The following is a 24,774-nucleotide window of genomic DNA, read 5'->3' as shown; positions in this document are numbered from 1 at the left end:
TATGGCAAAATTAATCGCATTGTACAAACACCCGGAAAACAAGGAAGCATTCGATCAGCATTACTTTGAGGTCCATGGTCCGTTAACAGCAAAAATTCCAGGACTACAAGAAATGAACGTCACGAAAATCGTCGGTTCACCGATGGGTGGAGATGGAAAGTACTACTTGATGTGCGAGATGGTCTATGAAAGTCAGGAAGCGATGCAAGCTGGCATGCGTTCTCTTGAAGGAAAAGCCTCAGGGAAAGACTTGATGAGCTTTGCGGGGGATCTCGTCACATTGATGATTGGTGAAGATGTCCATGCCGACACAACAGTACGTTAAGACGGAAACGGTTGGTCGGATCGGTCGAATTCGGCTTGACCGGACGGCACGATACAATGCGCTGAACCGGACGATGGTCCGCGAAATCGTCGAGGCGATGGAGACGTTTGACCGCGACGACCGGGTGACGGTCATCGTCTTGACCGGAAACGGAAAGTCATTTTCAGCAGGTGCCGATATCGAGGAGATGCTCGAAGCGACACCGATCTCGATGGAACTTCTCGATCCATTCGCAGACTGGGACCGGATCAGCCGAATCAAAAAGCCGATCATCGCAGGTGTCCATGGTTTCGTCCTTGGCGGCGGCTTTGAACTGGCACTCGCTTGTGATTTAATCTACGCCGATCCTGCGACACAGTTCGGATTTCCAGAAGTCGGACTCGGCGTCATGCCGGGAGCAGGCGGGACACAGCGCTTGACGAAATGCATCGGTCGGACGCGGGCGCTCGAGTGGCTCTTCACGGGTGACCGGATGCAGGCAGACGAAGCAGAACGACTTGGCATCATCAATCGAGTGACGACGGACGTCGAAGCGACGGTGCTTGCGATGGCGGAGCGGTTATCGAACCAACCGAGCATGGCGTTACGACTGATCAAGGACGCGGCAAACAAAGCCGTCGATTTATCGTTACAAGATGGCATGGAGCACGAACGCCGAAACTTCTATCTCTTGTTCGCAACAGCCGATCAAACAGAAGGTATGCAAGCCTTTCTCGAAAAACGCCCACCGATTTTCAATCAACAGGTACAGGAGTGAATACAATGTCGACAGTACATGAAAAAACACTTGAAATGAAACGGTCCGTCTATCATTTGCTCATTAACGGCGAACAAGTCGAAGGTGCAACAGGCGAGACATTTAAAACATATAATCCGGCAACAGGTGAAGTGATCGCGGAAGTTGCAAAAGCATCGAAGGAAGACGCGGATCGTGCCGTTCAAGCCGCACGGGATGCGTTTGATCACGGGAAGTGGAAGATGTGGCCAGTCGGACGCCGCGCGCAAATCTTAAATAAGATTGCGAGCATCATGCGCTCCCGCTTCAACGAAATCGTCGAGCTGGAGATTCTCGATACAGGGAAATCACTGGCTGCGGCACAAGGACAAGTCACGCAAGCGATCGAAGACTTCGAGTTCTACGCAGGTGCGATCGTCGGTCATCGTGGTGTCGTCAATAACGTGCCGGGACAATTTCATAACTACACAGAAAAAGAAGCAGTCGGTGTCTGTGCGCAAATCATTCCGTGGAACTATCCGTTGATGATGGCAGCTTGGAAAGTTGCACCAGCGATCGCAGTCGGTTGTTCGGTCGTCGTCAAACCAGCGACATTGACTCCATTGACAGCCATCATTCTCGGTGAGATTTGTCTAGAAGCTGGTGTGCCGGCAGGTGTCGTCAACGTCATCCCGGGATCTGGACGCGAAATCGGCAACCATCTTGTCGAGCATCCTCACGTCGATAAAGTCGCCTTCACGGGTTCGACGCCAGTCGGTAAAGACATCATGGGACGTGCGTCTGAGACGCTAAAACGGGTCACACTCGAACTCGGTGGGAAATCACCGAACATCGTCTTTGAAGATGCGGACGTGACAGCAGCCGTTGATGGTTCGTTGTTTGGGATCTTCTATAACAGCGGTCAATCGTGTGAAGCGCGCTCGCGCCTGTATGTCCACGAGGAGATCTACGAAGCATTCATGGAACAGTTCGTCGCGAAGACAAAACAACTCGTTCTCGGTAACCCATTCGATAAAGGAACACACGTTGGAGCGATCATCGACCAACAACAAGTCGATGTCATCGATGGATACGTCCAGTCAGCGAAAGCGGACGGGGCAACAATCGTCACAGGTGGTCATGCTTCAGCACCAGAAGGATACGAAAAAGGCTTCTGGTACGCACCGACGATCATTACGGACGTCACGCATGAAATGAAAGCGGTCAATGAAGAAATCTTCGGACCGGTCGTCGTCGTCATGCCGTTCAAAGATGAAAAAGAAGCGATTCGTTTAGCAAACGATACATCGTTTGGACTCGGATCAGCCGTTTGGACGAAAGATGGCGCGAAAGCGACACGTGTCGCCAATCAAATCAAAGCCGGCATCGTCATGGTCAACTGTCCGTTCTCTGCCTTCCCGGGTACACCGTTTGGTGGCTATAAACAATCAGGCTTCGGTCGAGAACTCTGTATCGAGACGCTTGATCTGTACACGGAAACAAAAAGTATCTTGTCGTATTACGGCAGTCGTCCACTCAATCCGTTCGGACTATAAGCAAGAGGGAAGGCTGGAGTTCCGTCGGGAAGTCCAGCCTTTTTTAACAGCACAGGGGATAAGGGGGAATTCAGATGGTAGAACAAATCGTCGTCGTCGGGTCCGGCGTCATGGGACGTGGTATTGCTTATGTTGCCGCACACCGCGGATTTCAAGTGACACTCGTTGATATTAAAGAAGAATATGTTGAAAGTGCCTATCGAGAACTCGAACGCATCGCAGAGAAAGGCATCACGCGAGGGAAGATGTCCGCTAGTGAGGTCGAGGGATTGTTCGATCGGCTGCGTCTGTCGACCGATCTAGCCGAGGCGGCACAACAAGCAGATCTCGTCATTGAAGCAGTACCGGAACAACTGAGCATCAAACAGCAAGTCTTTGAAACGCTAGAAGCACATGCGCGTCCGGACTGTTATTTTGCGACGAACACGTCGACGATGAGTCCAACGGAAATCGCCTCCTTTACGAACCGGGCGGACCGGGTCATGGCGATGCATTTCTTCAATCCGGTCCATCTGATGCCACTGATCGAGCTCGTTCGAGGTCTTGAGACATCGGATGAGACGGTCGCAGCTCTTGAACAGGTAGCGCGTCAGATGCAGAAGGAAACGGTCGTCATCCGTGAGTTTCCTGGGTTCGTAACTTCACGGATCAGTGCGCTCGTCGGAAACGAAGCGTTCTACATGTTACAAGAAGGACTCGGGACACCGGAAGAGATCGATAAAGCGATCAAACTCGGCTTAAACTATCCGATGGGACCATTCGAACTCGGCGACTTGGTCGGACTCGATACTCGGCTCCATAACTTAAAGTATCTCCATGAGAAGCTCGGCGAAAAATACCGTCCGGCACCACTGCTCGAACAGTATGTCAAAGCGGGTCGACTCGGTCGTAAAACCGGTCGTGGCGTCTATGACTATACGAATCGCGAGGTGACATCATGAAACGTGTCGCTATCATCGATGCCGTTCGGACACCGATCGGTCGCTATAACGGCGCCTTGCGTCAGGTTCGTCCGGATGATTTAGGAGCACGCGTCATCGAAGCGTTGCTCGAGCGTAATCCACAAGTCGATCCGAAGACGATTGAGGAAGTCATTTTCGGCAATGCGAATCAGGCGGGAGAAGACAATCGCAACGTCGCCCGGATGTCCGGACTACTAGCTGGTCTACCGGTCGAAGTCGCCGGTACGACGATCAATCGCTTATGTGGGTCAGGGCTCGACGCTGTCATCGCGGCGGCACGGGGGATTGCCTTAGGTGAAGGCGATATCTATATCGCTGGTGGGACGGAAAGTATGACGCGTGCACCGTTCGTTCTCGCGAAGCCGGATCAGGCCAACCCACGTGGCAATCAGACGATGTACGATACGACGATCGGTTGGCGCTTCGTCAATGATCGTTTAGCAGATCAATACGGAACGGATTCGATGCCGGAGACAGCCGAGAACGTCGCCCGTCAGTACGGGATCTCACGCGAAGCGCAGGACGACTTTGCGTTCGAAAGTCAACAACGCGCGAAACGAGCGATCGAGACAGAGCGCTTCACGGACGAACTGGTTGCGGTCACGCAGACGGACCGGAAAGGCAACGTCAGCGTCTTCGATCGTGATGAACATCCCCGTCCCGAGACGACACGTGAGAAACTGGCGACACTTCGTCCGTTATTCCCAAACGGTACCGTGACGGCGGGGAATGCATCTGGCGTCAACGACGGTGCTTCGGCACTGTTATTGATGAGTGAAGAAAAGGCGAACGAACTCGGTTTGACGCCACTCGGGTATTACCGGGCGAGTGCGACGGCCGGGGTCGAACCTGCCATCATGGGCATCGGACCGATTGACGCGACGGAAAAAGTTCTCCAGCGAGCAGGGTTGACGGTCGAACAGCTCGATCAAATCGAGTTGAACGAAGCGTTTGCGGCTCAAAGTCTTGCCTGTATCGAAGCACTTGGTTTACCGAGCGAAAAGGTCAACGTCAACGGTGGTGCGATCGCTTTCGGTCATCCACTCGGTGCGAGTGGAGCTCGGATTTTGACGACATTATTGCATGAGATGCGCCGGACGAACCGGACGTATGGTCTCGCGACGATGTGTGTTGGAGTCGGACAAGGGATTGCCCTCATCGTCGATCGGGAGGGACTCGTATGATTCACTTCGAACGAGAGGGCTATATCGCAATCGTCCGGATTGATCGTCCGGAACGTTTGAACTGTCTCGATTATCCGACGCTTGTCGCCTTGCAGGAACAGGTCGATGCGTTATCGGTCGACCCGGAAGCGCGGGTCGTCCTGTTTACGGGAACGGGGAAAGCATTCAGTGCCGGTGCCGATTTAAAAGAACGCGTGCATTTAAACGAAGAAGAAGTCCGGCGCAATGTCCTTGCGATCCGCAACGTCTTCACGTCGATCGCACAATTGCCGCAACCAACGATCGCAGCCGTCAACGGTCACGCGCTCGGCGGTGGGTTCGAGTGGATCCTTGCCTGTGATTTCCGGTTTCTCGTCGAGGATGCACTCGTCGGCTTGACGGAGACCAGCTTCGGGATCATTCCGGGAGCTGGTGGAACACAGCGCTTGCCGCGACTGATTGGAGAGACACGGGCAAAGGAATTGATCTTCACAGCGAAAAAAATCGATGCGATGACAGCAGAACGGTACGGACTCGCGACAGCCGTCGTCGCCCGGGAAGCGTTGATGACGACGTGTCTTGAGTTTGCTAATCAGATGTTACAGAACGGACCAATCGCCTTGCGCCAAGCGAAGCGAGCGATTGATCAAGGGCGGGATGTCTCACTCGAAGAAGGACTACAGCTCGAAACGGAAGCCTATGAAGTCGTCATTCCGACGGCCGATCGTCAGGAAGCGCTACAAGCCTTCGCTGAAAAACGACCACCACGCTTTGAAGGAAGATGAGGATGGTCGACGTTTGAAATAACCCGTATACTAACGATACACACTATGAACGACTGAAGAGAGAGTGAATACCATGAGTGCGAACACCCAATCGATGATCTTTACGATTTACGGTGATTATATCCGCCATTACGGCAATCAAATCTGGGTCGGGAGTTTAATTCGACTCGTCAAAGAGTTCGGACATAACGAACAAGCCGTTCGGGTCGCGGTGTCCCGAATGGTTAAACAAGGCTGGCTCGTCTCCGAGAAACAAGGAAATAAAAGCTTCTATTCATTAACACCACGTGGGGTGGAACGGATGGAGGAGGCTGCACGCCGGATCTACAGATCAACACCGCACGACTGGGACGGGAAGTGGCGGACGCTGATGTACACGATTCCGGAGGATAAACGCCAGATTCGTGATGAGCTCCGCAAAGAACTGACGTGGAGTGGGTTTGGCAACTTATCGAACGGGGTTTGGATTTCACCGAACCCACTTGAAAAAGAGGCGGAACGATTGATCGAAGCGTACGAGATCGAAGAGTATGTCGATTTTTTCGTTGGTGAATACCACGGTCCGAAGCAGGATCAATCCCTTGTCGAGCGTGCGTTCCCGCTGGAGGAATTGCAGGAGCGTTACGAGACGTTCATTACGGATTACAGCCGGCAATACATCGTCCATCAGAGTCAGCTCCAACTCGGAGAAATGACGGATGAACAGTGTTTCGTCGAACGAACGATGCTTGTACATGAATACCGGAAGTTTTTGTTCACGGATCCCGGATTACCGCAAGAACTGTTACCGGACGCTTGGAGCGGGCACCATGCGGCGCTCTTGTTCGAACAATATTACCGATTGCTCGCACAACCAGCGAGTCGATTCTTCGAATCGATCTTTGAAGAGACGCATGATGTATCTCAACGTAGTGCCTCGTACGACGCAGCGGAACATCCGCTGTTTGCGGAGCGATGAGCATTTATTCGAATCAAAAGAGCGGGACGGATCAGTTGATCCGCCCCGCATTCGTGTCATTCAGATGTGTTCTGTTCAGCTGATCCTGCGAGAATGTTCCGGAAGGCATATCCTTTATCGACGTAAGAATCAATCGACTCCTGAATCATCGCGAGATCCGCTTCCGTCAGTTCACGCACGACTTTACCGGGTGAGCCGATGATCAGCGAACGGGGTGGGAAAACTTTTCCTGATGGAATCAACGTATTCGCCCCGATGATGCATTCTTCACCGATGTCTGCGTGATCAAGAACGGTCGCACCCATTCCGACGATCGAACGACGTCCGATTTTGCAACCGTGTAAGATGGCGTTATGTCCGACCGTCACTTCATCTTCAATGACGACGGGTGCCCCTTCATAGAGATGGATCGTCGCGTTGTCCTGGATACTGCAGCGTTTCCCGATCGTAATCGGTCCTTCGTCACCGCGTAAGACAGCGTTGAACCAGACGGTAGACTCGGAACCGATCGTGACGTCTCCAATCAGATAAGCGCCAGGAGCGATGAAGACATCGGAGGCGACGTTCGGATGAATCGATTGATACGGAATCTTCATAACAGAATGACCTCGTTTCTATAATATGATGAACTACTATTCATTCCCTACCAGTATATCATGTGGTGGGAGTCGAGAACGGAGGAAAGACATGTTTCCGATTTGTGAGCTCTTCAACATTCGCTATCCCTTGATCCAAGGAGGGATGGGTAACATTAGTCATGCAGCACTCACGGCAGCAGTGTCGAATGCCGGAGGACTCGGAACGCTCGGGTGCGGAACATTGTCGGTCGATGAAGTGGCGTCGCGGATTCACGAGACACGAATGCTGACGGATCAACCATTTGCCTTGAACATCGCGATTCGGGTGTCTCCTTATACGGAAGCACTAATTGATCTCGCGATTGCAGAAAAGATCCCGGTCGTCTCCTTGTCGGCAGGAAACCCGGCGCCGTACATAGAGCGACTTCAAGCTGCCGGCATCAAAACGATCGCCGTCGTCGCTTCAGTCAAACAGGCGTTAAAGGCAGAACAGGCAGGGGCCAATGTACTCGTAGCGGAAGGAGTTGAAGCGGCAGGCATCAATTCACCGCTTGAGTTGACGACGCTGACTTTGATTCCACAACTTGTCGATCGGGTCAACATTCCGGTCCTTGCAGCAGGTGGGATTGGTGACGGACGCGGACTGGCAGCTGTTCTGTTGCTTGGTGCAGCTGGCGTTCAGCTTGGAACACGGTTGATCGCGACGGAAGAGGCGAAGGTTCATCCATCATATAAAGCCCACTTAATGGATGCGACCGATACCGATACACGCATCATCGGACGTTCCGTCGGATTTGTCCGACGTGTCCTTGATGGTCCATACGTCGAACGACTCACAGCAGAGACACCTGCTGATTTTCTTGATCAGACGAATGAGTCGTATCATATCAGAGGCGCTCTTGAGGGCGATGAGGAGAAAGGGTATGTCAACGCTGGACTGGTTGCGGGATTGATTCATGACGTGCCGACTATTACGGAGTTGTTTACGCGCATGATGACGGAAGCAGAGGAACAGCTGAAGCAAACGACGACTCGTTTTACGACATGAGCATATAGTGAGGGACCCGTGATTCCACTTGTGGACAGCGGGTTTTTTCATGTTTTTTTGAAAATGGGACATTTGTCCTTTTCAAGTAGGGCACGAGTAAGGTCTACTCTAGTGTAGAGATTAAAGGGGGAGATGACGTGCAAGGAGTCGTGTTTGCTTTGATGAGCGGTCTGTTCATCGCCCTGCAAGGCATATTCAATGCGCGCCTTGCGACAGGCGTCGGACCGTGGTTGTCTGTATTGATCGTCCACTTTGTGGGTTTGATGGGGTGTTTAGTCATTTACAGTTTCGTACGAGACCGGAAAATCGGTGGCTTCCGCCAGTTACCGTGGATTTATGCAAGCGGTGGTTTGATTGGCGTGCTAGTCGTCGTAACGGAACTGACAGCAATCCAAACACTCGGGATGACATGGGCGATGTGTTTATTACTCGTCGCACAGATTTTATGTGCGTTTGTGATTGATTTAAAGGGATGGTTCGGTGTCTTAAAAAAACAAGGAAATCGTGGTCAGTGGGTTGGTGTGGGTCTCATGCTTGCAGGAGTTGCGATTTTCTCACTCGCCTAAAGGGGGGAATGAACATGAAAACCGTCATTCAACAGTATGGACTGGATACGATTTTGACGGAAGAGACGCGCGCTTGGTTGCGTCAAGAAAGCTTCCAAAAAGGGGAACTCCTCTGCACGACAGGGGCAGCGATTGATCGGATGTACTTCATCGTCGCAGGCAAGGTCAAGATATCTGCTGCCTCGTCAGAAGGAAAGCAACGGATTCTACGATTCAAGACACCACTGACAGTGATTGGTGACGCTGAGTTCATCAACGAACGGGAAGTGTTGAATACGGTCGAAGCGGTGACCGATGTCGAAGTGTTGAGCGTACCGTATGCGATTTTACGCGAACACAATACGACGAACGTCTTTCTGCAATTTCTATTACGGACGATCACAGCGAAGTGGTATGCCGACTCGAAATCAGCGTCGCATCATGTGTTGTATACCGTCGAAGAGCGATTTGCAGGGTATTTGTTATCGATTGCATCTGAAGCCAGTGACAGTTTATTTTATCAGGAGATGCGGACGTCGAACCTGCATGACGTCGCTGACTGGCTTGGAACAAGTTATCGCCATCTCAACCGGATCATCACGAAATTGTGTGAAGAAGAGATTCTCGTTCGACGACGCGGGAAAATCATCATCGTTGATCTGGAGCGGATTCGCGAGAAGGCGAACGGCAACAGCTATGAGTAAGGAGGAACGAACATGGTAATAGGCATCGTGTGTGCCGTGTTGGCAGGGATGTTGATCAGTTTACAGACGGTATTGAATGCTCGGATGAGTGACGCGTTCGGTGCTTGGGCGACGACGACGCTCGTCTTCTTCGTCGGGTTCGTCGGAGCAAGTGTCACGTATGTTCTGTTTCGTGGCGGAACGATCGGACAGATCCAAAACGTATCACCGCTCTATTGGTTCGGTGGGCTTGTCGGTGTCGGCGTCGTTTTTTGTGTCATGCGCGGGATCCAGCTGCTTGGTCCGTCCGTCGCGATCTCTGTCGTTCTGATTTCGCAGCTAAGCTTTGCTCTCGCTGTCGATACGTTCGGCTGGTTTGGTTTACCGCAAATTGATTTATCGTTCGGTCAGCTTGTCGGTCTCGCCGTCATGGTATGCGGGATCTTCGTCTTGAAACGATATCAAGTCGTGGCGCCGGAAGAGAAGGCGAAGGTTATACCGAAGCAAGTCTCTTAAAAAATCTGATACTAGTTCGATCGACTGACGAACGTTTCTGTCATCCTCGCTTTCCGCAGGAGGGAGGTAAGCCGCGTCATCCCGCATTCCATGCGATTTGCCGGGTCTTACCTGACCCTGACGAAAGCGCGACTCGCGCTTTCTTTCCCTGCAGGAGTCGAGGATGAACACTCACGTTCTAGATTGACTAAATAAAACATGCGCGTTTCCCGCTAATTCGATCGGGAGATTCGCATGTTTTTATGTGTTGTGACTTGATCTCAATCGAATAGATGAACCATTCGTCTTCCGAAGTAAAGCGAGAGAACAATAATGAGAAGACCGCAGTACAACATGATTGTCGTGATCGAAACGTGAAACGACAGTAGAAACGAAAGAAGTGCGTAGGATAATGGAACGAGACCGTTTGACGCGGCATTCACGACACTCATGACACGTCCCATCGCCTGTTCCGCACATTGAGACTGGATGAACGTAATGAAGCGAATATTGAAGAAGGAAGAAAGGACACCAAGTGATAACAGGATGATCAGATAAAGCAAAATCTGCTGGGTTTGACTAAGCAGACAAAGGAGCAGACCTAAGGAGCTAATCAATCGGATCGATGAGGTAAGCCCATTTGCTTTCGTCTGCGCAAAACCACTCCAGATCGACCCTCCGAGCATTCCCATTTGATAAGCCCCTTGCATGTAACTCAAATCCATCGCATCGCCTCGAAGCACATCATGAACGAGTAGCGGTATTCCTAACAGGAGTGGTCCGAAGAAGAAGAAATTGACACAGATGACGAGAAAAAGGGTCTGTTTGAGTTGTTGAAAGTGATAAACATAATGAAGTCCCTCTTTCAGTTCAAGTAGAGCTGAATGCTGACGTGGTCGTTTGATCTTAGATTCGCGAATGCCATACGTGAAGAGGAGCGTCAGACAGAGTGTTCCGAAAATAACGAGAAAGACGTACGAGTAAGAAGAATAGCTAAGAATGACGCCGCCGAGAATCGGACCTGAAAAGAGGGCGATTTGATTAGAGGTCTGAATCAATGAGTTGGCTTTAGTGAGTTGTTCTTTCTGAATAAGTGTAGGCAGTAAGGAAGCATTCGCCGGCGAAAAGAACGCATCCACACTGCCGAATAAAAAGGCAAATCCTAAGATCGTCAGCAACGTAAGCTGATCGATATAAAGTAATGCGAGAAGACAGAGAATGAAGCTGATCCGAAAAGCGCTTGAGATGCGCATGATCGTCGATCGTTTGTAGCGATCGGATAAGACGCCACCGAACAACATGAGAAAAATACGAGGTAATAGGGTTGCCATGAGGACGAATCCGAGATAGCGTGCTTGGTTTAGCGTATGGATGACATACCATTGCTCAACAAACAGATAGGTTGATAGGGAGAGGGCGGAGCACATACCGGATCCCCATAAAAATAAAAAAGATCGATTTTTAAACAGCGATTGTTGCGCATTCATTTCAACAGGTAGCATGGAGCACCTCCGGTTTAGACGTCGTCGTTCTCAAACAGTGGTTCATCGATCGAAAAGGCAGTCGTCATGATATAGAAGTGTTTTTTATCTTCTTCATCAAATGGAGGAGATTTCGTGAACTCGTCTAGTAAAGCACGATATTTTGTAGTAAAGCGTTGAAAGTCGGCTTCAGACATCGTTAGTTCCTTTTGGATCGATAAGCTCATCCAGTCCTCAACGTTCGAAGACACGGGAGCAAAAGCAGCTGTCGGAGCCGTAAGGACGCGTGTCTTTGCCCGATCTAGTACCTCGAGATACGATTGTCGGGTCGCCTCTTTCGTTTCAACGAAGTTTAGAAGATGATCGGCAGGAATGTATCCTCGGGCGATCGCTTGATAATATTTCAATAGATTGCCGCCTTGTTCTTCCGTCCGGACGAGGCGAATCAAGTGATGCTTTTCAAGTTCCCGTACATGATAGAGGATTTTTGCGCGAGATAACGTCAGCAAGTGGGCTAACTGATGTACCGTATGTGGTTTTTCGACGAGAAACATCAGGATTTTTGTTCGTAACGGATCACTGATCACTTTTAATTGTTCATAGCTCTCTAATATGTGAATCGCTTTTTGTTCCATGCAATGATCTCCTTTTTAACCGGTTAATTTTTGTTAACTCTAAAACAAAAGACTTCATTTGTAAACGATCACAAATTTATGCAAGGGTAATAGCAAAAGGAGAAAGCTGTTGGTTTACATACAAAAAACTGACTCCAGTGACATCTCGATCATCCTCCACTTTCTACTGCAAAGTAGGGGAAGAACGAGATGTATGAAATCAGTCTCAGCTACTGTATGTGGTTTGAGGCGATTAGACCGTCGCTGTATCTTTCCATTCCTGCTCGATGAAAGCATCGCGCCCAGAAGCAGCACGATCTTTTTTATAGTGTTCTGGATTTTTCTTATGGAAGTCTTGATGGTACTCTTCCGCCGGATAAAATTCAGAAGCGGCATCGATTCGCGTCACGATCGGTTGTTTAAAACGATTGCTTGCAGCGAGGGCATCACGAGAAGCAATCGCTGCTTCATGCTGCGCATCCGTATGATAGAAGATTGCTGGTGCATACTGCGTGCCACGATCTTGGAATTGACCTTCTGCATCCGTTGGATCCGTTTGTGGCCAGTAGAGTTCGAGCAGACGCTCGTACGAGAACAGGCTCGGATCAAACGTGATTTGGACGACTTCGAGATGTCCTGTCGTTCCTGTTTTGACTTGCTCGTATGTCGGATTGTCGACGTGTCCGCCCATGTAACCTGATACGATTCCCTCGATTCCTGGTAATTCTTCAAACGGTGTCACCATGCACCAAAAACATCCACCTGCAAATGTTGCTTTTTCCATCTGTCTCTTCCTCTCCGTGGGAAATCCCCATTGTATGTCTGACAGCGAGAAAACGAAAACGACTCCTTCGCTTGGTTGCAAAAGGAGTCGCCGCTTTTTATCAACCAAAGCTTTCGCTTTGCTGGTCGTAGCACCTTGCTATGCGCAGGTTGCTGGGACGTCATCGATCCAGATCTCTCGGTCCACTCTTGATAAGGGTATATGAAGTTGATGTCATTCGTTATCATTGTTGTGATGATACCATTCACAAAGAAATAAAGTCAATCCTTAGGTTTTAAGGCACGTAAAACGGTCGCTCCAAGTGTCTTCGCACCAATCAATAGCGCCTGTTCGTTGATCTCATACTGCGGGTGGTGCTGCGGATAGTTGACGCGACCGTCCGTATATCCGGAGCCGGTGAAGAAATAACTCCCCGGGACATGCGTTAAATAATGTGCGAAGTCGTCCGCCGCCATCATCGGTGTGAGTGCCCGAACGGATGCTTCCGGTAAGAAAGCAGCGGCTTCCTGAACGAGTTTTGTCTCGTCCGGATGATTCCAGAGTGCCGGATAACCCGTCGTAAAGTCGATTGAATAGGTGGCACCGATGCCGGCACACGTCGTTTTAGCGACAAGGTCGACTTCTTGCCGGAGCTGATGGCGAAGGGTCTCATTGAACGTCCTAATTTCGCCGACGATGCGTGCTTCACCTGTGACGATGTTCGGCGCCGTTCCCGCATGGAAGGATCCGATTGCGAGAACTGCCGGCTCAAATGGGTCGACCCGTCGACTGACGAGATGTTGTAAGTTACAGACGAGCTGCGCTCCAGCGACGAGCGCATCTTTTGTCTTGTGCGGTGCTTGCGCATGTCCGCCTTGACCATGGACGATGATTTCGAATTCGTCGATCGCACATAACGTATGTCCTTCCCGAAACCCGATCGTACCAACTGGTAAATCATTTTCGAGATGTGTCGCAAAAATCGCATCGACGTCTTCGAGAACGCCGGCTTCGATCATTTGGATCGCTCCGCCAGGAAAGACCTCTTCTCCATGCTGATGGATGATTCGAATCGTTCCTTGCAATTGATCGCGTAACGGATAGAGTGTAGCAGCGAGTGCCATCACCATCGCCGTATGTCCATCGTGTCCGCAGGCATGCATGACACCGGGATGGATCGATCGGAAGGCAAGCGTCGTCTCCTCCTGAAGTGGTAAGGCATCGAAATCCGCACGGACCGCAATCGTCGGACCAGGCTGTTTGCCTTCGATCGTCGCGACGACACCACGACCTCCGACGGCAGTTTGATAAGGGATGCCCTGCTCCGCATAAAAGTTTGCAATTCGTTCTGGTGTGCGGACTTCTTGGAAGGAGAGTTCCGGATGTCGATGGAAATCACGACGTAACGCAATCATCGTCGGTTCGAATTGTTCAAGTGCTTCAAAAAGTTGAGTTTGCATCTTCAAGCTCCTTTGACGTGTGTTTTTTCGTGAAAATGGGTACAGATACAGGTAATCACGAAAGGGGATAATGAAACATGGGAGAAATCGTTGTCAACGCTGTACTTACAATCAAAGCAGGACTTGCGGATCAAGTCTTCCCGATTCTACAAACGGTCTATCACGCCTCACAAAAAGAAGAAGGCTGCTTACGTTATTCCTTACATCAATCAATCGAGGATGAGCATCAATTCATGCTGTATGAAGTGTATCGGGACGAAGAGGCGCTTGAAGCGCATATCGCATCCGATCACTATAAAGCATACCGTGAACAGATCGAGTTATACTTGATGGATCGACAAGTAACGAAATACGTCGAGATGACATTCTGACGTGTTGCGATAAGAAGAGACGAAGCCATCGAATTCGACGGCTTCGTCTTTTTTTTGTCTTACATTGATTTAAATCCGAGGAAATGCTCTTGCCAACGCGGTTCATAAATCGAGTTGATTTGAAGCTGTGAACCGCCCGCATGGATGAAGTGTTCGCTATCGAGCATGATTCCGATATGCGATGGACCATCCGTATAGGTGTTCTGGAAGAAGACGATGTCCGAGCGTTTACCGCTTGTGATGCTCGTCCGGCGATTCGTAAAGAAAGCACCGTACCAGTAGCCACGAACGTTCGTCCGACCACCGTATTTTCCAGCCTTGTTCGTCGCGTAGTGAATCAAACCGGAACAGTCAAACCCACCGTTCACGGCATCTTGTGAACCCCATGTGTATGGTGTGCCGATATGTTGAACGGCTGCCTGAATCAGCTTTTCACCACGCGTATTGTTCTTTTTGACGACCCGTTTATCGGACGTGATCGTCACAGCGGATACAGGAAGATAAACAGGTGTCCAGCCGGACTGGATGACATAGAAGTTTCCGACCCGGTGACGCGGATAAACCCGTTTACCTTGTTCAACGAGTCCGCTGCCTTTCGGACTTGTCGGACTCGCAAAGAACGACGTCGTCTGTTTGACCGTATAGATTTTCGTACGGTCGATTGCTTTTTGTGTCAGGCTCATATCGGGTTTACTCGTGCTGATATAAGGATTGAGGACGTAACCCGTTTGTCCGTTCACTAGACGAACTTGCCAAAAATCATCATCAATCGACTTCAGACCGATCAGTTTCGTTCCTTTCTTCAAATAAGCGTCCGGTCGACTGTAAGCAACGTCGGCAGAGAAGAGTGGCGTCTGGTCCAAGTGGACATAGAACGTCGTGCCTTTTTTTGCTTTTGCCGTCGGTTTGTTCAGTCCGATGCGGCTTGAATCGACGAAACCGAACGTGTTCTTATATTTGACGCGTGTATAGTAACCGCTTTTACCATAAATGGTGATCGAAGCGCCTTTTTTCAACGTTCCGATTTTCTTACCTGATAGCTTCGCTTGAGACCGGATGACGACATCATCCTCCGTCACGTAACGTTGTCCAGTGACGTCATACAAATCCGGTTTTTTCGTGACGAGATCCGTCGTCTTGACGTAACCGTAGACGGATCCCTTTTTTAATCGCGTGTAACTGCCACTTGTTCCATAAATCGCCAGTTTATCAGCCCGCTTGACGGAATAAACAATTTTGCTCTTCGTCGAAGCCGACGTATAGACGGATAAGTTACATTTGGCGTACCGGGTTCCGGTGGCGGCATAGACCTTGCCACTACCGAGATCGGTTGTCTTGACGTAAGCATGGACGCCACGGAAGATGATTCGGCTATAGGCGCCGCTCGTACCGTATATGGTCAGTAGGGTGTTCGTTTGATGCTGTTTCAGGATCGAGCTTGTAGACTTCGCATGAGTATAGATTAGTGTTGGGCGCTGGACGTACAGACGCGCTGTTTTCGGATACTGCTTTAATGTTCCGAGATCGGTCGTCTTGACGTAAGCGTGGACGCCGCGGAAGATGATCCGGCTATAGGCGCCGCTCGTGCCGTAGACGGTCAGTAGGGTGTTGGTTTGATGTTGCTTCAGGACTGAACTGGACGACTTCGCCTCACTATAGATCGGTGTAGGGCGCTGAACGTATAATCGTCCGGTTTTTGAATAGTACGGCAACGTTCCAAGGTGTGTCGTCAGCACGTAAGCATAGTCATCCTTGAGACGAATGCGTGTAAACTTACCGTCTGTCCCATACGTCTGAAGGGACGTGTTCAGAGAAAGGGATTGCACGGCATTTCCCTCTATAGCGGCTGTAGCATAAGCGGTCGTCTGTTGTTGGACGTAACGCAGTCCGGTTTCTGGATGATGTACGACTGGTGTGTCTGCTAATTCAGCAGTCAATACGAAAGCATAGCCTGTTTTTGTTGCGACGCGCGTAAAGCTACCCGTCGTATCGAACGTTTCGAATGCTTGGTTTTGAGTGACGGCTGTCTTCGCACTCGTCGTCTTCGGTTCAACGAAAAGGGAAGTTGCTCGTTTGGCATAACGCGTTCCAACTAATTTCGGAAGTTGCTCGAGTTGTGTAGTTGGTACGTAGACGTACTGCTCTTCCCATTTTAGACGTGTGAATGTGTCGAAAGTACCGTATGTATCAATGCGTTGATAGGCAGGAAGTGTCGTCACGACAGTGGAGTCAAAAGGTGAAGCAACTAAGGAGAGTGTACTTTTTGACGTCAACGTTGTTTGTTTTGGAAGAACAGGTACCGTTTGCGTCAACGCATTGGTTGCGATATACGCGGTGCCTTCTTGCCAACTGATACGGGTAAACTCACCGTCCGTACCGAGCGTCTTCAGTGTCATCCCTGCGGGTAATTGTTGAAGGACAGCTGCAGGGTCAGCTGTTTGTAGCAACGTAGCATCCTCTTTCAAGTAAGCAATTCCGGTCGTTTCTGTGACCGATCGTGTTTCAGTCGTCGATTGAGCAGGTGGTGATTCAGCAAAGGTTGGGGCAGGAAATGCAGAACTGAGCATCAATGCGGCTGTCAGTCCAGCAACAGAGGCTGTCCACTTTTTCATGAAAGGTTCACTCCAATTCTTAAAAATTGTCATTATGAATAGTGTAGCATGTGCTTGTTTAAAAATTGATAAAAATCAAAAAAATAGGAGATTGATCATGAAAAAACGGTATGCCGAAGCATACCGTTTCAAGTCATGTTTTAGTCATCGTCCTCGTGATCCACTTGCCATTCCCAGTCGAGCATGCCGTAAATCAAAGAATCGCGCCAGTGGTCTTCGAGATAGACCGTCTCGCGAAGCTGCCCTTCCTTCGTCATGCCGACTTTTTGCAAGACACGTTCTGAAGCGACGTTACGCGGATCACATGTCGCCGTGATCCGGTGTAATTTTAGTTTCTCAAAACCGAATTGGAGAAGGAACGAGGCGATGGAAGTGGCATAGCCATTACCCCACTCATCTGGTGAAAGCACGTATCCGATTTCAGCGATTTTATGTTCAACGTCAGTGATGACAAGTTCGCCAGCACCGATGACGACGTCACTTGGGAACGTCACGGCAAAGACGTAACGGCGTCGTGGCGTCTCGAGTTCACTGTCGAGTGCATCGTGTAGGAATTGTTTCGTATCCGTCTCCGAATTCGGTCCCCACGACTGGAATTGACTGACGATCGGTTGTGACGCATAAGCGTGAACGGCTTCTAAATCTTCTGGTGTAAAACGGCGAATCCGAAGCTGATCATTGATTTTATAACGCATGCAGCATCCTCCTCTTTCAGATGAAGTCACTTTGATTCTATTAGACAAATCAGTGACGGATTCCTGTTTGACATGGGAAAAAGGGCGTGCTAGGGTGGACGTATCGAATGGAATAGGGAGTATCCTCTAGGGTTCCGTACGGCTGGACCAAGGGAGGAACATGGATGCTTGTCCATGCAACGGAGGGATAAAAGCCCGGGAGTAAAGCGAATCGTCTCGCTTACTCCCGGGCTTTTTCATTTGAAATCATCTATCAGGAGGCAACTACTATGGCAAAATATTGGATCGGGATCGTCGTCGCGGCGTGTTTTGAGGTCGGTTGGGTCATCGGATTGAAGCATGCGACAACACCACTGGAATGGGGGGCGACCGTCTTCTGTATCATCGTCAGCTTTACCGTACTGATCAAAGCGAGTAATCATTTACCGGTCGGAACGGTCTATGCTGTCTTCGTCGGTCTAGGAACAGCAGGTACGGTCGTGACGGATATCGTTTTGTTCGGACAAACGGCTTCCGTAACGAAACTAGTATTGATTGCCGTCTTGCTCATTGGTGTGATCGGTCTGAAATTAGTCAGCGGAGAGGAGAAGTCAGCATGAGTTGGGTCTATTTAATCATTGCCGGAATTTTTGAGATGTTTGGTGTCGTGTTGATCAATACGTTCAATCAAAATAAGAACGTCAAGAACCTGATTTTGATGGGAACAGGATTCGGGCTCAGTTTTCTCTTCTTAACGCTAGCGATGAATGAGTTGCCGATGGGTACGGCATACGCCGTCTGGACAGGGATTGGAGCAGCAGGCGGTACGATCCTCAGTATGATCTTCTATAACGAAGCGAAGGACTGGAAGCGAATCGTCTGTATCGGTCTCGTCCTAAGTGCAACGATCGGCTTGAAAATCGTCGGTGAATGATCGTTTTCATGTCAAACAAATGACGTTTTAAGAGAACGTGTGTTTTTTGGCATATTTTAATGCAAAAAAGGAAATACTCCTTATAGAAGTCACGCATGACAAATCGTGTCGATAAGGGGAGAGCATCCATGAAAACGAAACAATATATCGGAACATTCTATTCAGAAGAAGAGTTGATCTCAAAAATGGACGAATTGCACATCCAGGGGCACCGGGAAGAAGACTTTTACGTCATCGTCAAGGAAAAGTCCGATATTGAACTTGTCCGCAGTCAAATGGACGCGGAAGTCACGGCGACGAAACCATCCTGGATCGACCGGATCCGCGGGAATAAGGGACGGGATCAGGAAGTCGATGATTTGTTCAGTTCCCTCGATCTGCCGGATGATGAGGTGGAACAGCGGAAAACAGAAGTCGAAGGCGGTGGATTCGTACTTCTTCTCGAAGTCCAGGACATCCAGTTCGATCCGCACTTAAATACAGACAACACTCATCCCGATGTAAAAGTCCGCTATGGCAGTGGAGAGGAAACGCATACGTCATCGGATGCGAACTCAAACGCACAACTCGGGAGCGGGAACCCGCTTGATGTTGATCAAGATTCGAAGGAAGAGCATGCGAAGGTGGACTTACATCGTGCCGGTACCGACAAAATGCCGCAGGATGAAGAAGCGGTAGATCATTCGAAGAAGCTGGATGGTGACCGGGAACCGAACATCGCGATGCGTCGGGATGATGATTTCCGTCGTCCTGAAGTCGAACGTCAAGCCAAGGAGCATGAAGGACAGGACGGGGAAGAACACCGCCAATCCAAACATCAGACAGATGATGTGGCCAAACAGGATCACGGGAACAATTTAGATCGATGAGTAAAAAACGCTGACGAGATCAACGCGTCTGTTCGGCGGTCAGGAAACACGAAACAGGTCCGTTCCTTTAGAACATGTTCTAAGGGAACGGACCTGTTTTTGATTTCACCCGGATTACTTTTCGTCCGGATTTGATCCTGTGCGGACATTTGCATTTAATTGATCGATTGCCTGCATCTCATGTACCGACAACGTGAAGTCGAAGACGTTCAGATTCTCACGAATCCGGCTTGGCGTGACGGATTTTGGAATGGCGACGATATCGTGTTGCAGATGCCACCGGAGAACGACTTGAGCCGGTGTTTTCTGATGACGATCGGCGATATCGACGATGACCGGATGTGTCAACGCGTCGCGTCCTTTCATCAACGGACTCCATGCCTCGACGACGATATCGTGCTCACGGCAAAAGTCTCGAATTGCTTCTTGGCTGAGAAACGGATGGAGTTCGATTTGATTGACGGCAGGAACAATCGATCCCTCCGCTAAAATGCGTTCTAGATGAGGGATATGAAAATTCGAGACACCGATGGCGCGTGTTTTTCCTTCTGCATAAAGGTGCTCAAGCGCGCGCCATGTATCAACATAACGGTCTTCCTTTGGCATCGGCCAATGAATCAGATACAAATCAACATAATCGACACCAAGCTTTTGTAGACTTGTCCCAAAAGCGGCAAGGGTCTCTTCATAGCCTTGATCGGAGTTCCAGACTTTCGTCGTCAGAAAAATCTCTTCCCGAGGAATGCCGGAGTCACGAAGGGCGCGACCGACGCCTTCTTCATTTTCGTAAATCATTGCCGTATCAATCGAACGGTAACCGGCGCGGAGTGCTTCACGGACCGCCTCGTATACTTCTTCTTCCGGTACTTTAAAGACTCCATATCCGAGCTGGGGCATGCTGATTCCGTTGTTTAGCGTAATCTGTTGCATCGTTTCATCGACTCCTTTTTTAGTGAACTCTTCTCTGTTCTAGTGTACGCGCTATCAATTGAAAAATCGAATGATTGCCGAAGCGAGTTCTTTTGCGTATACTGAGCGATAACAAATATTAGGAGGCGATTCCGTGATTCGACAAGCTGTCTTGCAATACATACATGAGGAAAACGCGCTCGATCAACTCAAAGAAGTAATAGGTAATCGTTCAGCAGTCCTGATTCATGGACGTCAAGCCTATGAAGCAGCCGCTTTTGCTTTACCAGCATTACCACGTCTTTTATTTGAAGGGCATTGTACGGATCAACAAGTGGAAGTTTTCAAACAGGCATGCGCTCCACACGATGTGATTCTCGCACTCGGAGGAGGGAGCGTCATCGATACGGCAAAACAGGTTGCGTATCAATTACAACTCCCGATCATCGTCATTCCGACGATCGTCTCGAACTGTGCCCCATGGACTCCGCTTAGTGTCATGTATAACGAAGAGGGACAGTATATCCGATTTGATACGTTTCCCGTCGTGATTGAAGCGCTTTTACTCGATCATCGGATCATCGCAGCAAGTCCATATGACTATTTCGTAGCTGGGCTCGTCGATACGTTAGCGAAGTGGTATGAAGCACGTGTCTTGAGCGGATCTTCTGCAGAAGATCCGGTCATCGAGACAGCTCTCCGAACAGCGGAACGGTGCAAGGAACTGATCTTATCGACGGCAGTGACACAAGAGCGGTTTCGGGCATACCCAGTTGATATCCAGTATCTCGTCGAGACCGTCATTCCGTTAGCGGGAAGCATTGGCGGTTTTGGTGACGCAGCGACCCGGGGTGCCGTCGGACATGCTGTTCATAATGCGTTATCTCCTCATCCAGAAACACATGCGTTTCTGCACGGCAGTAAGGTCGGTTATGGACTTCTCATACAGGAGAAGATGCTGGGACATGACGCGGCGTACAAGGAACTCCGTGACTATCTCATCGTACACGAACAGCCGACGTCACTTGCGGATTTCGGTTTACAAGCAGCTGTCGCAGAAGCACTTGCCGTACGGACGGAAAAAGAGGAATTGTGCCAATTGATGCGACCGGTCGTTACGTCCGAACGTCTGCTAGAGGCAATCGTTCGAAACGAGACACGCGTACCGGCGTCTTCATAAAAAATAGGGGCTGACTCAAAAAAAGAATGACGCGTCTTTTCACGCCCTTTCCTCAGGTGAGACACAAGCCTGTTTTCCTGCTTCATTGAAGCAGGAAAACGGGTCTTGTTTGTCTCTGACAGCGCGATGCGCTTTTTCCTGTAGGAGTGGCGTGTGACGCGTCATTCTTTTTTTTACGAGATAAGGGTGGCAGAATGATGATCTGCCACCCTTATCTTTGTAGAGACTAGCCCCTTTGGTCATTGTGCTTTTGCAAGACGAGCGTAAGGAGCCGGACGACCGAGTAGATAGCCTTGTCCAAGATCAAAGCCGAGCTCGCGGCACAGGTCAAGTTCTTCTTGTCGTTCAATTCCTTCAGCTAGAATCTGAATGCCCATTTCCCGTGTCAAATGACGGGCTTTTCGTAGGAAGGCCTCACTTTCTGGATTCGTATCACAATGGTCGATGAACGAACGATCGATCTTGATGTAGTCGGGCTGTAGCAGGGACAGCATATCGAGCGTCGAGAAACCGGCACCGACGTCGTCGAGTGCTACTTGAATGCCCTGTTTTTTATATTGTTCAAAGACGTGTTTCAGATGGTTGACGTCTTCGATTTTTTCCGTTTCGACGACTTCAAAGACAAGTCGGCTCGGATCGACTTGATAACGCTCGACGATTTCAAACGTATGGCGAAGACAATACTCCGGGTTGTAAATCGTCGAAGGCAGGAAATTGATGAAGGTCTTCGATGTTCCTCCGATATGATGTGTTGCACGGATCGCTTCTTCACGAGCCCGCTGATCAAGTCGGGAATGAAGTCCCATCTTCGAGGCGGTCGAGAATAGAATTCCAGGAGAAATGGCGATCGTATCATCGGCAGCGCGTAACAATGCTTCGTTTGCGACGAGCACATCCCGCTGAATGTCATAAATCGGTTGCAGATGGCTTGTCATGACGCCATGCTGGATAAAATCAATCGCCGAGCGGTGTTGCAGCTGCTCCAGTAATCGTGAAGCCGGAATCGGTGCCGTTACGTAGCGGGACTGAGCCGCACGGCAGGATACGGGATAATCAGCGACGCGTAAGAGCGAGGCAAGTAACTGTTCCAGCTGTTCAAACGACTGGTAAGAATAGATTTCTGGTGTTGGTGATTGGATATGGAGTGCTCCCGCTTCAACGAAACGGATTGATGTCGTACATTCGGCGCAAGGATGCCACATAATAGGGATGTCCACCTCTCAGTACATCAAAAAGATGTATTTATTAAATTGGTTAAATTCTTTACCCTAAGAGAAAAAGAAATCAAACCTGTTTTTCATAATCATTGACCTCATACAAAAAAGAGAAGGAACGACGGGCACGATGCCGTACGTTCTCTTCTCTATCGGTTGCTTTATTTCATTGTGAAGTGTAGAAAATCCAGAAAGCGAGATGCAGGATAGCTGCAAGTGGTACTAGCCATTGGAACTTCGCTTTCCGTGTTTTGTGCCGGACTGTGTACATCCCGATCCAAGAACCGAACGCACCGCCAAGAAAAGCAATCGTCAGCAATGTCGCTTCCGGAGTCCGGTACGTATGCTGCCGGGCCCTGCGTTTATCCTGCCACATCGAGCCGAAGCCGATGAGCGTTAAAAGAATGTAATATCCCCAAATGATGGTCATGAAGGAGCCACTCCTTTTCTAACGTTCTGCACCACCGCCACCGGAACTGCCTCCTCCTCCGCGACTACCACCGTTTCCACCACCGCCACCACGCATGATGGCGGAGAAGATGTTCAGGATAGCGAAAAAGAACATCCCACCGGTGAATTTCATATCGAGGAACAATAGAATCAGCAAACCGGCACCAATCAGGATTTTTGTCCAAAGGGGAAGTCCGCCGTCATTTTGTGATTTCGGTGGATCCTGTGACTCGAGCGACTGCTCTTTCGAAATGACACTGACGACGGCTTTATACGTTTCGGATGCCGCTTTCCCATACTCGCCGTTCTCTTTGTAGGGAACGGCGTATTGGTCGAGGATGCGACCGGCTGTGATGTCCGTCAGAATGCCTTCGAGCTTATAACCGACCTCAATCCGGAACTGTCGATCCTTTTCGTTCGGGGCGACGACGACGAGCACACCGTTATCTTTTCCTTTTTGACCGATTCCTTGCCGCCGGAATGTTTCGTTGGCGTAAGAACTCAGGTCTTGTCCTTTTAAGTCAGGGACCGTCTTTAAGACGACTTGAGCCGTCGTATACTGCTCGAGTTCCTGACCGAGCTGCGCGAGCTCAGCTTCTTCCGACGGCGTGAGCAACCGTGCATCATCTTGAATGAAAAAGGCTGCTCCTGTTCGTTCTGAAACGGCATTAGCCGTTGGAACGAAGAGGAAGAAGACGAGGAACGCGCTTAGTAGAAGTCGCGTCCACCGTCGAATCATTTCGAATCACTGTTAAAGTCGACGGTCGGATTTTCCCGGTCGCTATCTGAAATCTCGTAATACGGTTTTTTCTCGAAACCGAATGCAGAGGCATAGAGTGCCGTTGGGAAGCTCCGACGCTTTTTGTTATAGAGCGTCACAGCATCGTTATAATCCTTACGGGCGATTCCGAGACGATTCTCTGTTCCTTCAAGCGTATCCATCAAGGACTGGAATCGTTCGCTAGATTTTAATTCCGGATATGTCGTTTGCAAGGCAATCAATCCACGAAGCGACGATGTCACTTGTTGATCGGCTTCGATCCGTTGTTCGGTTGACGCGGCGCGTGCAAGACCGGCTTGGGCGTCAGCGATTTTTCCGTATACTTTTTCTTCTTGTCCTGCGACACCTTTAACCGTCTCGACGAGGTTCGGAATCAAGTCCGCACGACGTTTGATCTGATTGTCGACTTGTGACCATTTGTTTGATACATCTTCTTCTACGTTGACGAGGCTGTTGTATTGTCCGATTGCTAAAAAGGCAATCACGACGACGACAACGACTCCGATGATTAGCGGGAGTTTTGATCGACTCCGATTTCTGCGTGCCATATGGCATTCACTCCTTTAGTTATGTCTCATCCCTATATACCCTTAAGCGAGTCAATTAGTTTCAAAAAATATAAAAATCGTCAGCTGAACGAGCTGACGAT

At 49.8% G+C, this 24,774-nt stretch carries 28 protein-coding genes and 1 riboswitch; of the genes, 16 read left to right on the top strand and 12 right to left on the bottom strand.

All coding sequences use genetic code 11. The features are described 5' to 3' along the window. Window position 1 precedes the first annotated feature (1 nt). From ACRPK8_RS09920 to paaX, 7 genes are all read left to right on the top strand, one after another. Window positions 2-325, top strand: coding sequence for an EthD family reductase (locus tag ACRPK8_RS09920; RefSeq protein WP_023466996.1), 324 nt, complete (start codon window positions 2-4; stop codon window positions 323-325). Beyond that, window positions 303-1,082: an enoyl-CoA hydratase/isomerase family protein gene (locus ACRPK8_RS09915; protein WP_432238082.1), complete on the top strand. Its 780-nt coding sequence runs from the start codon at window positions 303-305 to the stop codon at window positions 1,080-1,082. Before ACRPK8_RS09920 ends, ACRPK8_RS09915 begins: the two co-directional genes overlap by 23 nt. Before the next feature lie 5 nt (window positions 1,083-1,087). Next, window positions 1,088-2,596 (top strand): aldehyde dehydrogenase family protein, encoded by a 1,509-nt coding sequence (locus tag ACRPK8_RS09910; protein ID WP_035399029.1) that lies wholly within the window; start codon window positions 1,088-1,090, stop codon window positions 2,594-2,596. 74 nt (window positions 2,597-2,670) lie between these two features. Further along, entirely contained in the window at window positions 2,671-3,537 is an 867-nt protein-coding gene (locus ACRPK8_RS09905) for a 3-hydroxyacyl-CoA dehydrogenase (protein ID WP_432238081.1), read from the top strand. Next, entirely contained in the window at window positions 3,534-4,742 is a 1,209-nt protein-coding gene (locus ACRPK8_RS09900) for an acetyl-CoA C-acyltransferase (protein WP_432238080.1), read from the top strand. The genes ACRPK8_RS09905 and ACRPK8_RS09900 overlap by 4 nt, the downstream gene beginning before the upstream one ends. Continuing rightward, entirely contained in the window at window positions 4,739-5,506 is a 768-nt protein-coding gene (locus ACRPK8_RS09895; RefSeq protein ID WP_432238079.1) for an enoyl-CoA hydratase-related protein, read from the top strand. The genes ACRPK8_RS09900 and ACRPK8_RS09895 overlap by 4 nt, the downstream gene beginning before the upstream one ends. 73 nt (window positions 5,507-5,579) lie before the next feature. Further along, window positions 5,580-6,464 (top strand): phenylacetic acid degradation operon negative regulatory protein PaaX, encoded by an 885-nt coding sequence (paaX, locus tag ACRPK8_RS09890; RefSeq protein WP_050678965.1) that lies wholly within the window; start codon window positions 5,580-5,582, stop codon window positions 6,462-6,464. Window positions 6,465-6,520: 56 nt separating this feature from the next. Here the strand turns inward: paaX and ACRPK8_RS09885 are convergent, their stop codons facing one another. Then, a complete protein-coding gene (locus tag ACRPK8_RS09885; protein ID WP_053452559.1) occupies window positions 6,521-7,060 on the bottom strand; it encodes a gamma carbonic anhydrase family protein in 540 nt (179 codons plus the stop codon). A gap of 91 nt (window positions 7,061-7,151) precedes the next feature. Between ACRPK8_RS09885 and ACRPK8_RS09880 the strand changes: the two genes are divergently transcribed. From ACRPK8_RS09880 to ACRPK8_RS09865, 4 genes are all read left to right on the top strand, one after another. After that, window positions 7,152-8,090, top strand: a complete 939-nt coding sequence (locus tag ACRPK8_RS09880; protein WP_432238078.1) for an NAD(P)H-dependent flavin oxidoreductase — start codon at window positions 7,152-7,154, stop codon at window positions 8,088-8,090. 137 nt (window positions 8,091-8,227) lie between these two features. After that, entirely contained in the window at window positions 8,228-8,656 is a 429-nt protein-coding gene (locus ACRPK8_RS09875; RefSeq protein WP_050678968.1) for a DMT family transporter, read from the top strand. Window positions 8,657-8,670: 14 nt separating this feature from the next. Next, window positions 8,671-9,339: a Crp/Fnr family transcriptional regulator gene (locus ACRPK8_RS09870; protein WP_432238077.1), complete on the top strand. Its 669-nt coding sequence runs from the start codon at window positions 8,671-8,673 to the stop codon at window positions 9,337-9,339. A 12-nt stretch (window positions 9,340-9,351) separates the two neighbouring features. Then, entirely contained in the window at window positions 9,352-9,834 is a 483-nt protein-coding gene (locus tag ACRPK8_RS09865; protein ID WP_432238076.1) for a DMT family transporter, read from the top strand. Window positions 9,835-10,094: 260 nt separating this feature from the next. On the opposite strand, the gene ACRPK8_RS09860 is transcribed toward ACRPK8_RS09865, so the two are convergent. The 4 genes from ACRPK8_RS09860 to ACRPK8_RS09845 form a co-directional block, all read right to left on the bottom strand. Further along, complete coding sequence (locus ACRPK8_RS09860) at window positions 10,095-11,315, bottom strand: MFS transporter (RefSeq protein WP_432238075.1); 1,221 nt, start codon at window positions 11,313-11,315, stop codon at window positions 10,095-10,097. Window positions 11,316-11,329: 14 nt separating this feature from the next. Next, a complete protein-coding gene (locus tag ACRPK8_RS09855) occupies window positions 11,330-11,929 on the bottom strand; it encodes an ArsR/SmtB family transcription factor (RefSeq protein WP_432238074.1) in 600 nt (199 codons plus the stop codon). Between the two features lie 232 nt (window positions 11,930-12,161). Beyond that, on the bottom strand, window positions 12,162-12,692 hold the full coding sequence (msrA, locus tag ACRPK8_RS09850) for a peptide-methionine (S)-S-oxide reductase MsrA (protein WP_432238073.1): 531 nt from the start codon (window positions 12,690-12,692) through the stop codon (window positions 12,162-12,164). Between the two features lie 94 nt (window positions 12,693-12,786). Beyond that, window positions 12,787-12,890: riboswitch (SAM riboswitch) on the bottom strand. Window positions 12,891-12,952: 62 nt separating this feature from the next. Further along, the gene (locus ACRPK8_RS09845) at window positions 12,953-14,131 is read right to left on the bottom strand and encodes a M20 metallopeptidase family protein (protein ID WP_432238072.1); all 1,179 of its coding nucleotides are present in this window, start codon (window positions 14,129-14,131) and stop codon (window positions 12,953-12,955) included. Between the two features lie 77 nt (window positions 14,132-14,208). On the opposite strand from ACRPK8_RS09845, the gene ACRPK8_RS09840 reads away from it, so the two are divergent. After that, complete coding sequence (locus ACRPK8_RS09840) at window positions 14,209-14,502, top strand: putative quinol monooxygenase (protein WP_029340705.1); 294 nt, start codon at window positions 14,209-14,211, stop codon at window positions 14,500-14,502. A gap of 59 nt (window positions 14,503-14,561) precedes the next feature. On the opposite strand, the gene ACRPK8_RS09835 is transcribed toward ACRPK8_RS09840, so the two are convergent. Together ACRPK8_RS09835 and ACRPK8_RS09830 are read right to left on the bottom strand one after the other, a co-directional pair. Next, window positions 14,562-17,114, bottom strand: coding sequence for an SH3 domain-containing protein (locus ACRPK8_RS09835; RefSeq protein WP_432238071.1), 2,553 nt, complete (start codon window positions 17,112-17,114; stop codon window positions 14,562-14,564). A gap of 140 nt (window positions 17,115-17,254) precedes the next feature. Beyond that, window positions 17,255-17,809, bottom strand: coding sequence for a GNAT family N-acetyltransferase (locus tag ACRPK8_RS09830; protein ID WP_432238070.1), 555 nt, complete (start codon window positions 17,807-17,809; stop codon window positions 17,255-17,257). Window positions 17,810-18,078: 269 nt separating this feature from the next. On the opposite strand from ACRPK8_RS09830, the gene ACRPK8_RS09825 reads away from it, so the two are divergent. The 3 genes from ACRPK8_RS09825 to ACRPK8_RS09815 all read left to right on the top strand — a co-directional run bounded on the left by ACRPK8_RS09825 (window position 18,079) and on the right by ACRPK8_RS09815 (window position 19,591). After that, window positions 18,079-18,408, top strand: coding sequence for a DMT family transporter (locus tag ACRPK8_RS09825; RefSeq protein WP_432238069.1), 330 nt, complete (start codon window positions 18,079-18,081; stop codon window positions 18,406-18,408). After that, window positions 18,405-18,722, top strand: a complete 318-nt coding sequence (locus ACRPK8_RS09820) for a DMT family transporter (RefSeq protein WP_432238068.1) — start codon at window positions 18,405-18,407, stop codon at window positions 18,720-18,722. Before ACRPK8_RS09825 ends, ACRPK8_RS09820 begins: the two co-directional genes overlap by 4 nt. A gap of 128 nt (window positions 18,723-18,850) precedes the next feature. Then, complete coding sequence (locus ACRPK8_RS09815; protein WP_432238067.1) at window positions 18,851-19,591, top strand: general stress protein; 741 nt, start codon at window positions 18,851-18,853, stop codon at window positions 19,589-19,591. Between the two features lie 114 nt (window positions 19,592-19,705). Here ACRPK8_RS09815 and ACRPK8_RS09810 read toward each other — a convergent pair whose 3' ends face one another. Next, window positions 19,706-20,521 (bottom strand): aldo/keto reductase, encoded by an 816-nt coding sequence (locus ACRPK8_RS09810; protein WP_432238066.1) that lies wholly within the window; start codon window positions 20,519-20,521, stop codon window positions 19,706-19,708. Between the two features lie 133 nt (window positions 20,522-20,654). On the opposite strand from ACRPK8_RS09810, the gene ACRPK8_RS09805 reads away from it, so the two are divergent. Further along, complete coding sequence (locus ACRPK8_RS09805) at window positions 20,655-21,680, top strand: iron-containing alcohol dehydrogenase family protein (RefSeq protein ID WP_432238065.1); 1,026 nt, start codon at window positions 20,655-20,657, stop codon at window positions 21,678-21,680. A 239-nt stretch (window positions 21,681-21,919) separates the two neighbouring features. Here the strand turns inward: ACRPK8_RS09805 and ACRPK8_RS09800 are convergent, their stop codons facing one another. The 4 genes from ACRPK8_RS09800 to ACRPK8_RS09785 all read right to left on the bottom strand — a co-directional run bounded on the left by ACRPK8_RS09800 (window position 21,920) and on the right by ACRPK8_RS09785 (window position 24,673). Next, the gene (locus ACRPK8_RS09800; protein WP_432238064.1) at window positions 21,920-22,882 is read right to left on the bottom strand and encodes an EAL domain-containing protein; all 963 of its coding nucleotides are present in this window, start codon (window positions 22,880-22,882) and stop codon (window positions 21,920-21,922) included. 178 nt (window positions 22,883-23,060) lie between these two features. After that, window positions 23,061-23,324: a DUF1294 domain-containing protein gene (locus tag ACRPK8_RS09795; protein WP_432238063.1), complete on the bottom strand. Its 264-nt coding sequence runs from the start codon at window positions 23,322-23,324 to the stop codon at window positions 23,061-23,063. 18 nt (window positions 23,325-23,342) lie between these two features. Further along, window positions 23,343-24,083: a TPM domain-containing protein gene (locus ACRPK8_RS09790; RefSeq protein ID WP_432238062.1), complete on the bottom strand. Its 741-nt coding sequence runs from the start codon at window positions 24,081-24,083 to the stop codon at window positions 23,343-23,345. Next, on the bottom strand, window positions 24,080-24,673 hold the full coding sequence (locus ACRPK8_RS09785) for a LemA family protein (protein ID WP_432238061.1): 594 nt from the start codon (window positions 24,671-24,673) through the stop codon (window positions 24,080-24,082). Before ACRPK8_RS09785 ends, ACRPK8_RS09790 begins: the two co-directional genes overlap by 4 nt. Window positions 24,674-24,774 lie beyond the last annotated feature (101 nt).

It is taken from the genome of Exiguobacterium sp. TDN 0502 (assembly GCF_050846835.1).
Classification (GTDB): Bacteria; Bacillota; Bacilli; order Exiguobacteriales; family Exiguobacteriaceae; genus Exiguobacterium_A.
This window is presented reverse-complemented; position numbering and strand designations above follow the sequence as displayed.

Excerpts from the sequence above, each read along its gene's own strand:
- msrA (WP_432238073.1), bottom strand. The coding sequence starts at position 12,692 with ATGGAAAAAGCAACATTTGCAGGTGGATGTTTTTGGTGCATGGTGACA.
- ACRPK8_RS09855 (WP_432238074.1), bottom strand. The coding sequence starts at position 11,929 with ATGGAACAAAAAGCGATTCACATATTAGAGAGCTATGAACAATTAAAA.
- ACRPK8_RS09830 (WP_432238070.1), bottom strand. The coding sequence starts at position 17,809 with ATGCGTTATAAAATCAATGATCAGCTTCGGATTCGCCGTTTTACACCA.
- ACRPK8_RS09870 (WP_432238077.1), top strand. The coding sequence starts at position 8,671 with ATGAAAACCGTCATTCAACAGTATGGACTGGATACGATTTTGACGGAA.
- ACRPK8_RS09860 (WP_432238075.1), bottom strand. The coding sequence starts at position 11,315 with ATGCTACCTGTTGAAATGAATGCGCAACAATCGCTGTTTAAAAATCGA.
- ACRPK8_RS09820 (WP_432238068.1), top strand. The coding sequence starts at position 18,405 with ATGAGTTGGGTCTATTTAATCATTGCCGGAATTTTTGAGATGTTTGGT.
- ACRPK8_RS09785 (WP_432238061.1), bottom strand. The coding sequence starts at position 24,673 with ATGGCACGCAGAAATCGGAGTCGATCAAAACTCCCGCTAATCATCGGA.
- ACRPK8_RS09900 (WP_432238080.1), top strand. The coding sequence starts at position 3,534 with ATGAAACGTGTCGCTATCATCGATGCCGTTCGGACACCGATCGGTCGC.
- ACRPK8_RS09915 (WP_432238082.1), top strand. The coding sequence starts at position 303 with ATGCCGACACAACAGTACGTTAAGACGGAAACGGTTGGTCGGATCGGT.
- ACRPK8_RS09920 (WP_023466996.1), top strand. The coding sequence starts at position 2 with ATGGCAAAATTAATCGCATTGTACAAACACCCGGAAAACAAGGAAGCA.
- ACRPK8_RS09905 (WP_432238081.1), top strand. The coding sequence starts at position 2,671 with ATGGTAGAACAAATCGTCGTCGTCGGGTCCGGCGTCATGGGACGTGGT.
- ACRPK8_RS09790 (WP_432238062.1), bottom strand. The coding sequence starts at position 24,083 with ATGATTCGACGGTGGACGCGACTTCTACTAAGCGCGTTCCTCGTCTTC.
- ACRPK8_RS09815 (WP_432238067.1), top strand. The coding sequence starts at position 18,851 with ATGAAAACGAAACAATATATCGGAACATTCTATTCAGAAGAAGAGTTG.
- ACRPK8_RS09845 (WP_432238072.1), bottom strand. The coding sequence starts at position 14,131 with ATGCAAACTCAACTTTTTGAAGCACTTGAACAATTCGAACCGACGATG.
- ACRPK8_RS09880 (WP_432238078.1), top strand. The coding sequence starts at position 7,152 with ATGTTTCCGATTTGTGAGCTCTTCAACATTCGCTATCCCTTGATCCAA.
- ACRPK8_RS09825 (WP_432238069.1), top strand. The coding sequence starts at position 18,079 with ATGGCAAAATATTGGATCGGGATCGTCGTCGCGGCGTGTTTTGAGGTC.
- ACRPK8_RS09835 (WP_432238071.1), bottom strand. The coding sequence starts at position 17,114 with ATGAAAAAGTGGACAGCCTCTGTTGCTGGACTGACAGCCGCATTGATG.
- ACRPK8_RS09800 (WP_432238064.1), bottom strand. The coding sequence starts at position 22,882 with ATGTGGCATCCTTGCGCCGAATGTACGACATCAATCCGTTTCGTTGAA.
- ACRPK8_RS09795 (WP_432238063.1), bottom strand. The coding sequence starts at position 23,324 with ATGACCATCATTTGGGGATATTACATTCTTTTAACGCTCATCGGCTTC.
- ACRPK8_RS09910 (WP_035399029.1), top strand. The coding sequence starts at position 1,088 with ATGTCGACAGTACATGAAAAAACACTTGAAATGAAACGGTCCGTCTAT.
- ACRPK8_RS09895 (WP_432238079.1), top strand. The coding sequence starts at position 4,739 with ATGATTCACTTCGAACGAGAGGGCTATATCGCAATCGTCCGGATTGAT.
- paaX (WP_050678965.1), top strand. The coding sequence starts at position 5,580 with ATGAGTGCGAACACCCAATCGATGATCTTTACGATTTACGGTGATTAT.
- ACRPK8_RS09865 (WP_432238076.1), top strand. The coding sequence starts at position 9,352 with ATGGTAATAGGCATCGTGTGTGCCGTGTTGGCAGGGATGTTGATCAGT.
- ACRPK8_RS09810 (WP_432238066.1), bottom strand. The coding sequence starts at position 20,521 with ATGCAACAGATTACGCTAAACAACGGAATCAGCATGCCCCAGCTCGGA.
- ACRPK8_RS09840 (WP_029340705.1), top strand. The coding sequence starts at position 14,209 with ATGGGAGAAATCGTTGTCAACGCTGTACTTACAATCAAAGCAGGACTT.
- ACRPK8_RS09885 (WP_053452559.1), bottom strand. The coding sequence starts at position 7,060 with ATGAAGATTCCGTATCAATCGATTCATCCGAACGTCGCCTCCGATGTC.